Here is a 9,421-nt window from a genome sequence, read left to right on the forward strand (position 1 = left end):
CCTCTGTCGCGCTGGCCAATAATTTCTTGATGACATTGAACTGTTTCTTCTTGTCCGGTGGCACGACCATTTGCCAGGTCGATGGCACGATAGGGAGCGTGTCATAAGACCAAGCTTTTAATGCGGGGTCATAATGCTCCGGGTCGGCTTGAGACAGAATATGACCAAACCCCCAGGTCACGACCACACCTTGACCACGCAACGCCCCCTCGATTTTTTCATGACAGCCAAGTACCTTGGCAATATCACGTCCTTGAGACGGTTTTTCACATAAAAGCACACGCATGGTTTACCTCCAACCTACGCACAAACAAGGTGACCGCGTCACCTTTAGAGCGCCTTCTTGATAAAGAAAGCACTGACCCAATAACAAGTCACCCATCATGATGTCGTCACCTTGCTGGCGAGTTGTTTCTTCACCCAACCTGGCGTGACCTTACTGAGCGTCATGCCTTCACGGTTGCCAATTAAAGCTTGCTGCACTTGCGAACAAAATGGCTCTTGCGCTTTCACGCCGAGCTCCGCTTGAGCGCGTTGGTCGGCGTCACCACTTCGGCGCGACCGCACACGAAATCGAAGCGCCGCAATCGCGTTAGATAAATTCACTCCTCTCATCTATCACTCCCTATTTAAAGTTCAGATTGAGAGGCTGGGTTATTATTCGCCCCTGATTGTTGTGGCTTTTTTAATAACACCGCATCCACACGCTGCGCCATGATGGTAATTAACGAAGCCGTTAATGCCATGCCTGACGTCATTTGGCCTGGGTTATTTTTATCTTCCCAAACGTCGATGCGGAGTTCGCCTTCAATACGTACGCGCATGCCTTTTTGTAATAACTTACTTAACGCCTCAGCGTCACGCCCCCAATAACTGATATCTACCCAAAAACCGCCCTTATCTTCATAAGGACGCTCTGGATCTTGTGTTTTAATTAAACGGTCGTACTTGACGTTAAATTTTAATAACGGTCTAGCTTCACCATTCGAACGGTCATTCGCTGGCTGCCAACGCAATTCTGGTGTCATACCAATATTGCCATCAAAAATAAAAAGACCTTTTGCCATCTGTTTTTCTCCTTTGAACAAAGTCACGAGAAACAGTATCAAAAAGGCAATAGAAAAATACTCATTAAAAATACATTGGTGGATGTATTTTTAACGAGTATTTATTTTTTATTTTGTGTTACACTATTTAAAGTTACGCCAAAATATCATTGACTATTATATTGATTACGTATCAATACACAGAACTGATCGCTTAACGCTTTATTTCTTTTGCCTCACCCCTTTGCTTTCCCTTTCCCCTCCTGCCTCAGACGACAATATATTGCTCCATCAACAAGGTTGTCGCGTTCGCTCCATTTTTCACCTTGCTACTGCCTCATGCGTGTTATTTCTCTTTACTGCCTCATTTATTTACACCTGCCTCAACGTAATACCGAAATCCCCCGTTTCCCCAGCCGCGCCCCCTCAACGCCGATTTTAAAAAAATCACCATTGAGGGGGCTTGTTTGCGGCATTTACTTGAGTTAGCCTTTGTTTGAGGCAAAATTTGTTCAATGTTGGGGTAACGACTTAACGCCTGATGTTTTATTCGTGGTGGTTATTATGAAAAAAAAGACAGACTCGGATTTTATTAGCATTCTTAACCAAGATGTTGAGGCAATTCGCCAGAATAAAGAAACACAAAGAATATCTAAGATTGATCATCTAAAAGATGAAATCATCATATTAAGAAATCTTAACCTAAGCTATGCCAATATTGTTCTCTGGCTCAACAATCAACACCACATAAAAGTCAATGAATCCACTGTTCGTCGTAGACTCTTATTACATTGGAGTAAAAACAATGCGGACTCCATTTCTTAATTCATTACTAGAGGCGATGCCAAAGCCACTAATAAAAAAGAGTCACCCCGTTCATCACAAAGACAAATCAAAAGGATCTCCTCTCGATAAATATCGATGTGAAATTATGGCACTGAGGCATCAATGCCAATGTTCCTATGGAGAGATAGCTCTTTGGTTACAACATAAAAAGAACATAACCATATCAAAAAAATCCGTTTATAAACGGATTCAATATTGGAATGAGGCACCCCATGATGTTTTCAAAAGCAAAGAGACAGCGGATTAAATTAGAAAAACAAACCTCTAAGTTTTACAACTTTCATTACCGAGCTATTGGTGAAAACAAAACAAAGAATAAAGAAAAAATACATAGCTTTATGACATTATTTCGTCACATTGAAGTAACCGCCCGAATTATGGATAAGATAGGGATAAAAAGAGTAAAGCAATTATCTTGTGAAATGGCTAATCAATATATTGAGTCTCAACGAAATAACATTGCCGCAAAATCATTAAGAAATGAACGCAAGGTTTTGCAACGGATTATTGATATTTATGAGCCAGGAGAAAGAGTCGTTATACAAGGTGACTTACTAGAACGAGAGTGGGTAAATCGAGCTTATACGTATGAGCAAGTCGAACAAATTATGATGCACCAACGCGAGCGAATGCAACTCTCTACCGCCATTGCTTTTTCTGCGGGTTTGCGAGCCCGCGAGCTTCTCACACTCAGGCGCCTCGATGAAGCTCAACCTTCCAAAAGCCGGAAGTGGCGTAACGATCTTTTCAAAGGATTAAATGGCGTTAAATACATCGTCGAAGGCAAAGGAGGGCTGAAACGAGTCGTCACTCTCCCATCCGAACTGTCTAATATTCTTGAAACTAAACGACTCTCCACACCCATTATCGTTGAAGACAGGAAATGCAAAATCACTACCTATTACGATATCGCTGGCGGGAAAAAATTCAGTGATGCTTTCAGTCAGCGTTCAAAGTCGGTGTTAGGTTGGTCACATGGGGCTCATGGGCTTCGATACAGCTACGCCCAAGAGCGAATGTCACATTCTATCTCCAATGAAACATACCAGGATCGCAAGGCCATCGTTAGCCAAGAGCTTGGGCATTTCAGAGCAAGTATTACGACACACTATTTATGCGCTGGTGCGCGTTAAATTAACCATAAAGAGGCAAGACTATGATTTCAAAAGACACTATCGAACAGCTTTCCCACACCATCATTCCTAACGCCCCCCAACCTCAGGAGGCAGAGGAAGACATCGATCATATTTTACTCAAGCTGGCCACTCAAAAATTTGGCACCACGGCGGCCTTAGCCTCAAAGCTAAACGTCGATGAATCTCAAATTCACGAATGGCTCAAAACGCCCCTTCCAATTGGAATCATTGACTCATTAGAAAATATCGTGCTTGGAGAGAAATACCTTTCCCCTCACCTTATCTTCTCTCTAGGAGGGTTAGAGCAGATGGAGCAATGGCAAACCTTAGTCAATGCCCTGATAAATGACGCATTGCATCGCTATCTATCAGATATTCCTGTTGTTTTTATGCCTGATAATACCGATTTCTTATGTGAGCGAACACTTGAAGCGTTAATCAATATAGGCATGGAATTGCCCCAAGAGTATCCAAAAGATTTACAGCTGAATAACATTGATGATTTGGAGTCTATGATAAACGCGAACATTTATGCGCATACGCTCTCTTTAATATTCGATGCAATGGTCAATATCCAGTGTTATTACGATACTTTCTTCGATGCCATCTCCGAGCACCCTGATCATCCATTTGAAGAAGCATTATGTTGGGAACATATTCTCGTTGATCTTGCCGTTTACCATGCTTTAGATGATCAGAAAATCTTCCCTGGGCTGCAAGCATTCCAAAACGAGACCATGATGAACACTCACCAGTACATTAACGCATTGAAATCTCATGCTTACCAACACCGTTTACCACTGCGTGCAGAGCTGCTCCACTTGCTCAACAAAGATCATGAAGAACTGTACGACGATAGTGAAGCGGAGATAATGGGGCTCTTCCCACCGCAAATTCACCCTGATATTTACGTTAGTGAAATCATAGAAAGTCAGCGCTTGATACATCAAGTTCTGCCGGGAATTTGTCGTAAATTGGAGATGAGTGAAGAAGAAATCAGGGAGTTAATAGGAAAGAAATAAGGGCGCTCTTAGACTATGCTTCACAAAACTGAATCAGGAAGGGTTTTACCCCCTCCTGCCCAGCTCTACCTTACTGCTTCGTAGACAACAAATTGAGCCAGAAAACTTGTGCCACCATCCTGGTAGCGAACCTCACAGAGTGAGTCTCGAACTAGCCATAAGCTACACAAGAACGTAAAGCACAGGACAATCAGCCCTGCGAGTGCTGTTTTATTTTTCGGCATTTTTGTTGCCTCCACAGTAAAGAGGCTCTACAATGAGTTTGTGAGTCATCACTTAGGCCTCGTTAAATGAAAGTTACTGCGCTAACAGTAACCGGATAACGGGGCTTTTGTTTATCTGCCACAAGCAAACATAAAAGTCAGTCACTCATGGCAAATAAGCCAAGAGCGCCCACACAAATTCTACCACAAGCCTTTCAAATCAAGAACGTTTGTTTCTAACACCCCCGCTTTCACCATTGATATCAAACTTGTCAAAAACGACAAAGGGCATTCATTTGTGCTTCAAATGAATGCCCTTTGTACATCTTAAGTTTACGCCTTACGGCGACGTGATTTCTCACGAATTAATCATTCAAGCATGATTTAGGCTCGCCAGCTTGCACGCTGACTGGTAGTGATAAAGATAAAGAATCGCTCCTTAAGTTAAGTCTTTTGACGCAATGGTCCCCCTCAGAACCTGGGCATCAAGTATGGTTATGTTGCTTGCAACAGGCTGTCGCAAAGTCAAATTTAGCCCTTAGAAATAAGAGCAGTATAATGACGCAGTGGCCATATTGAATTGATTTAAAAATCAAACAGTTGAATGAACAGGCGCAAGGCCTGAGCAGTTAAGTATGCTTTCACTCCTTTCTACTAGAGAAGAAGCCGCGACACGTTTCAGAGAGCCATTTAAGGGGGGTTAACCCCGTGTGCTTAATACTGTGCAGTCAGTATTCAACTACAACAGGCTTAGTATATCACAAGATAAAACAATGTGATGGGCTGGCTAAACGACTCAAAAATGGGGTTATAATGTCTAGCTTCGCTATCTAAATAGAAAATAGCGACTCTTAATGACACGTTTGACTTTTACATAACAGGAGAGGGTATGGCGGTCTTTAATATCTGTTATTTGGATAAAGAAAGAAATACGCTCAAGTCCGAAACCGTGTACATGCGCTCTTTGGCTGCAGCCAAAGCCAGTGCCACCACACACGCGACTGAAAATACGTTTAAAATAGACATTAGCGACGTTGTCGATAAGCCTCTCGCCTTTCGCTATGCGACTGGCAAGTGGGATGAAGAATAAAAACAACCATAAAACAAGGAAAAAAGATGAACCGTAAAGAATTAGTGGATCATATCGCAGAAGAAGTCGACATCACAAAAAAAGAAGCCGATGCAGCCCTGAAAGCCATCATCGAAGGCATTACCACGACACTGGCCGATGGGGATGACGTGACTTTGGTTGATTTTGGCACATTCAAAATCGCCCATCGTGCAGCGCGTGAAGGTCGTAACCCTAGAACGGGCGAAACCATTCAAATTGCGGCGTCAAAAAACCCAACATTTAAAGCTGGTAAGAAGTTGAAAGAAGTGTTGAATCCATAGTGCTTTGCTGTTGATTTTCAGCGAAACAACCACATAATACATTGAGAGTCACATACATAAATCACCTTCCATTTGATTTGATAGTCATCTCTTGTGACTCAAAAAAGCAGCCTTCGGGCTGCCTTTTTTCATTTCGCAACTAAACAAATTATGTTAATAGAAAGACTCTAGAGCTTCTCGCACAAGGAAAGATCAGCAACATAATCTCGCATTAAGTTTTTCTTGTAACCGATTTTCTTCGGGCATTCGATCATGCTATTAGGGGTAATGACAAAGTGATAAAGAGCTGCGTTAGCTCCTGCACCGCCTACACCAAATATACAAAGTAAGATGGCTATAGTTTTAATCTGTAGCTCTCCGCCTCTAAAGAGTCTAGAGATGGTATTCAAGGGAGCAATCACGACAAGAAAACCAATTGTTGAACCACTAACAAATGAGATGAGCACAAATGGATCAGCCATTAACTTATTGGTATCCACATCAGTTAATGGAGTAATGTAAACATAATTAGCCATCCATACACCTCCTACAAAAGCCAGAATAGATGCAAATATTATCCACCATCCCATCAATAAGCCTTTAAGGTGTTTAGTCATCGAGTAGCTCCAACACTTTATTTACGGTTTTCTTTTGAAAATCCGTAAATTTATCAACAACCCAAACAGAAAAGCTAGCTCCAACTAAAATCAATCCACCACCAACAGCTGTTGCTGCAAAAGCGGGCGCAAGAGAGGCTAAAAATAAACCAGCCCCAGCAACAGCTAAAGCATTCACAAGCAACTTAGCTTGATCTACACCCAGATCTTTAAGCATATACTCATCGTTCAAAACGAACTGTAAAACGTTAATTGCCGAACCGACAAGAACCTCCACTGGAGCCGTGATTTTTACATAGCGAGCCATACCTTTAACGGAATCTAAAGCACCTAAGCCAAGTTTCACCACTTGAGGGTTCGAAGCTTTAAAGCGGCTACCAGATAACAGCGTTTTCATATGCTGTTTGTAACCTTTCAAGATCAGATAATCGACTCCGTTATGTGTTTTTACATAAGCCGTAACCCCCAAACCACCTAATTTTTTAGCGGTATCAAATGCATCGTAAGTTCCTTTCATTGTACCACCGATATTTTGAGATTTATCGAGCGCATCAAAAAACTCTTTCCATTCTTCAGGGGCTAGAACCGTAGTTTCTACAACATCTTGTGTATATCGAACATGAATCTCTTTCTCTCCCTCTTTAGCAAGGAAGTTATAAGGGGGCCAATGCATGTTGCTAGGATTAACGTCAGTGATATTTGGTTCAACAGTTTGGAGGGGAGCGGTCGATTCACTCAGAACTATAGGTGTTTTCAATCCTTGAGAGATTTGACCTAACCCCGCCTCTTGTCTATCTCGAAGAACCCTTTCGCGATTTTCCTTCCATCGCTTCTCATCGCTCGCGGTATATCTCAGCTCTTCCTGACGCTCTCGGCGTTGACGAGCGGCTCGTTCTCTAGTGGTTTCTTGCCTTTCTTCTGGAGCTACAGGAGCGGATTCATATCTCATGGGAGTTTACTTTCATAACAAATAAAAATGAGCATACCAATAATTTCAGGCGTTTATTATTCCTAGAAAGGCGTTTTGGTCAATTAACTGCTTTAAATGACATTTTGACTAGCCAAAGGCTCATAGTGAAACACCTAAATATTGGGAGCAACGAATAACCTACATACCCACCTACTGCAATGGCTAACTTTCATTTAACCTTTCAAGCGCTTTATCAAATCCTGTAGGCGTTATATTGATATACCAATCAAAGCCTACTTTCCGACGCATGATAAGCCCTCGCTCTTCCAGAGTCTTGCAGGAAACACGAAAATTGTTGGGATGAATCTCTCTGTTGAGTGTTTGAGTAACAGCGAGATTGATGACCGTCGACTTCCCTTCTTTAACGCCCTTAACGAACGCCTTCGCTAAACAATTTAATATCTCTTTTTGAATTTGGCTGAGCCTGCTGTTTTTCATTGCCATATCCCACTATTCATTGCTGCAATGATTTAAACATAACACACTTAATCATTGCTAACATGATTAAGAAAAACATTAGAGGCAGTCTTATAAAATTAACCATCTCATAAAACGACCATATTATGAGATGCAAAGCGAACGACTGAAAAAGCAGTCAAATTAGGCTCAAGCTGTCTTATAAAGTCATCTCATTTATTATAATCCTACAAACTAAAAAACTATCATGTATACGAGTCAATAGATCAAATTTCAGGCCGCATTCTGAGTGGTATAGAAGTGAAGCTCGGCTATTCCGTTTTGATATATCCCAACATGATCATCGCCACTCTTGTCTGAGGACATCAAACTTATGTCCTCTTAATTAATTATACGAGAAGCCATTCATCAGCTTCATTGAACGCTTGCTCGATCACCTTATTCACTCTCTTCTTCTCATCTTTATCTCTGGAATACACTTCTAAGTTATTATTCGTTCCTTTACGGACTCGTATTCGAGCGTCAGGATAAAGCGGCTTTAAACGATGCTCTAGCTCCTCGGTTATTTTTCCTAGACCGCCTTTCGGTAATACTTTTTCATCGACCATCATTTCAACACGCATTTTTGCCTACCTCATATTCAACCACACCACAATACTGTTTAAATCAACAGTATAAAAACAAGTGAGTATTGTCAATCCATTTAAAGATGGTTTCCTTTAGGTACACCTTTAATGCACTAGGTTATTTTAGTGCTGTAAATAGCAAAAATAGATGTATAATGCACCAACATAACTAAACCAATGTAAAATGCACCAATGAACAGCAATATACGAATTTATGGTTACCTAAGAGCATCGACCGACGAGCAAGATGCTTCACGAGCAAAAAATGACCTTATTGACTTTGCAGACAAAATGGGATTCCCGATCGCGTGCTGGTTTGAAGAAAATGAATCTGGCGCTCAATTACATCGTCCTGAGTTATTTCGACTACTCGATGTCGCCATGGCCGGTGATATCATCCTAGTTGAGCAGGTAGACCGAATTAGTCGTTTGAACACCAAAGATTGGGAGCAACTGAAAAACATCATCGCCAATAAAGGGCTAAAGGTGGTGGCATTAGACCTACCGACGAGTCATCAATTCATGAAGACCACCGATGAGTTTACAGAACGAATGCTTGCTGCACTCAACAGCATGATGCTCGATATGCTTGCCGCTGTCGCAAGAAAAGATTATGAAGATAGACGTCGACGCCAAGCTCAGGGCGTACAAAGAGCGAAAAAAGAAGGGAAATACAAAGGTCGACCGGTTAATGTCAAATTGCACCAAAAGATAGAAGGCCTACTTCGAGAAGGCAAAAGCTACAGCCAAATTGAAACGCTTATAGGCTGCTCCAGACACACGATTTCCAAAGTTTCTAAATTAATAAAAAACAACAAGACACTATGTTAAGACCATCGCGACAAGATCGAGAAAACCTCTTTATCCAAAAAGCAAAACTAAAGTACGGTGAGCGGTACGACTTTTCGAAAATGAAGTATGTCAATCGTTCTACCCCTGTCGAAATATTATGCCCAGAGCACGGTGCCTTCCATACAACACCCAATAACTTTCTGGCCACGGTAAAAAAGAGCGGTTGCCCGCTTTGCAGTCGTGCGCAGAAGGCAAAACGTACACCACAAAAAGCCAATGATAAGAATGAAGTCAGGGGGTGTGGGACGGATAACTTCAATGTTCGTGGAGGGACGAAACAATATAACCACCTATTGCTGAAGGTGTTTGATTAAC

At 41.8% G+C, this 9,421-nt stretch carries 15 protein-coding genes; 7 read left to right on the forward strand and 8 right to left on the reverse strand.

Features of this window, described 5'->3' with window-relative positions; genetic code table 11:
• The 3 genes from AB6D93_RS23115 to AB6D93_RS23125 form a co-directional block, all read right to left on the reverse strand.
• The coding region (locus AB6D93_RS23115; RefSeq protein ID WP_372159212.1) for a toprim domain-containing protein at positions 1-286 on the reverse strand (286 nt) is incomplete at its 3' end.
• 95 nt (positions 287-381) lie between these two features.
• Positions 382-615, reverse strand: coding sequence for a hypothetical protein (locus tag AB6D93_RS23120; RefSeq protein WP_019821570.1), 234 nt, complete (start codon positions 613-615; stop codon positions 382-384).
• Positions 616-629: 14 nt separating this feature from the next.
• Positions 630-1,067, reverse strand: a complete 438-nt coding sequence (locus AB6D93_RS23125) for a single-stranded DNA-binding protein (protein WP_102300587.1) — start codon at positions 1,065-1,067, stop codon at positions 630-632.
• Between the two features lie 543 nt (positions 1,068-1,610).
• Here AB6D93_RS23125 and AB6D93_RS23130 point away from each other — a divergent pair.
• The 3 genes from AB6D93_RS23130 (at position 1,611) to AB6D93_RS23140 (ending at position 4,050) form a co-directional block, all read left to right on the forward strand.
• On the forward strand, positions 1,611-1,871 hold the full coding sequence (locus AB6D93_RS23130; RefSeq protein ID WP_154724048.1) for a hypothetical protein: 261 nt from the start codon (positions 1,611-1,613) through the stop codon (positions 1,869-1,871).
• Between the two features lie 233 nt (positions 1,872-2,104).
• Positions 2,105-3,025, forward strand: coding sequence for an integrase domain-containing protein (locus AB6D93_RS23135; RefSeq protein WP_235612570.1), 921 nt, complete (start codon positions 2,105-2,107; stop codon positions 3,023-3,025).
• Positions 3,026-3,048: 23 nt separating this feature from the next.
• The gene (locus AB6D93_RS23140) at positions 3,049-4,050 is read left to right on the forward strand and encodes a hypothetical protein (RefSeq protein ID WP_372127291.1); all 1,002 of its coding nucleotides are present in this window, start codon (positions 3,049-3,051) and stop codon (positions 4,048-4,050) included.
• A gap of 65 nt (positions 4,051-4,115) precedes the next feature.
• On the opposite strand, the gene AB6D93_RS23145 is transcribed toward AB6D93_RS23140, so the two are convergent.
• Positions 4,116-4,274 (reverse strand): Hok/Gef family protein, encoded by a 159-nt coding sequence (locus tag AB6D93_RS23145; protein ID WP_017110292.1) that lies wholly within the window; start codon positions 4,272-4,274, stop codon positions 4,116-4,118.
• Between the two features lie 868 nt (positions 4,275-5,142).
• Here AB6D93_RS23145 and AB6D93_RS23150 point away from each other — a divergent pair.
• Together AB6D93_RS23150 and AB6D93_RS23155 are read left to right on the forward strand one after the other, a co-directional pair.
• Positions 5,143-5,343: a hypothetical protein gene (locus AB6D93_RS23150; RefSeq protein ID WP_372127303.1), complete on the forward strand. Its 201-nt coding sequence runs from the start codon at positions 5,143-5,145 to the stop codon at positions 5,341-5,343.
• A gap of 8 nt (positions 5,344-5,351) precedes the next feature.
• A complete protein-coding gene (locus AB6D93_RS23155; RefSeq protein WP_372127306.1) occupies positions 5,352-5,645 on the forward strand; it encodes an HU family DNA-binding protein in 294 nt (97 codons plus the stop codon).
• A 167-nt stretch (positions 5,646-5,812) separates the two neighbouring features.
• Here AB6D93_RS23155 and AB6D93_RS23160 read toward each other — a convergent pair whose 3' ends face one another.
• From AB6D93_RS23160 to AB6D93_RS23175, 4 genes are all read right to left on the reverse strand, one after another.
• Positions 5,813-6,241: a hypothetical protein gene (locus AB6D93_RS23160; RefSeq protein WP_372085130.1), complete on the reverse strand. Its 429-nt coding sequence runs from the start codon at positions 6,239-6,241 to the stop codon at positions 5,813-5,815.
• Positions 6,234-7,190, reverse strand: a complete 957-nt coding sequence (locus AB6D93_RS23165; protein ID WP_372127304.1) for a hypothetical protein — start codon at positions 7,188-7,190, stop codon at positions 6,234-6,236. The genes AB6D93_RS23160 and AB6D93_RS23165 overlap by 8 nt, the downstream gene beginning before the upstream one ends.
• Positions 7,191-7,373: 183 nt before the next feature.
• Positions 7,374-7,649 carry a hypothetical protein gene (locus AB6D93_RS23170; protein ID WP_372127307.1) on the reverse strand — a complete coding sequence of 92 codons (276 nt, stop codon included), beginning with the start codon at positions 7,647-7,649 and terminating at the stop codon, positions 7,374-7,376.
• Positions 7,650-8,017: 368 nt separating this feature from the next.
• Positions 8,018-8,251 (reverse strand): DinI-like family protein, encoded by a 234-nt coding sequence (locus AB6D93_RS23175; RefSeq protein WP_372127305.1) that lies wholly within the window; start codon positions 8,249-8,251, stop codon positions 8,018-8,020.
• A 195-nt stretch (positions 8,252-8,446) separates the two neighbouring features.
• On the opposite strand from AB6D93_RS23175, the gene AB6D93_RS23180 reads away from it, so the two are divergent.
• Together AB6D93_RS23180 and AB6D93_RS23185 are read left to right on the forward strand one after the other, a co-directional pair.
• Positions 8,447-9,085 (forward strand): recombinase family protein, encoded by a 639-nt coding sequence (locus tag AB6D93_RS23180; protein WP_102305866.1) that lies wholly within the window; start codon positions 8,447-8,449, stop codon positions 9,083-9,085.
• Positions 9,079-9,420, forward strand: coding sequence for a DUF723 domain-containing protein (locus tag AB6D93_RS23185; RefSeq protein ID WP_372159213.1), 342 nt, complete (start codon positions 9,079-9,081; stop codon positions 9,418-9,420). Before AB6D93_RS23180 ends, AB6D93_RS23185 begins: the two co-directional genes overlap by 7 nt.
• Position 9,421 lies beyond the last annotated feature (1 nt).

Origin of the sequence: Vibrio sp. 10N.247.310.23 (assembly GCF_041467155.1) — a bacterium.
GTDB lineage: Bacteria > Pseudomonadota > Gammaproteobacteria > Enterobacterales > Vibrionaceae > Vibrio > Vibrio crassostreae_C.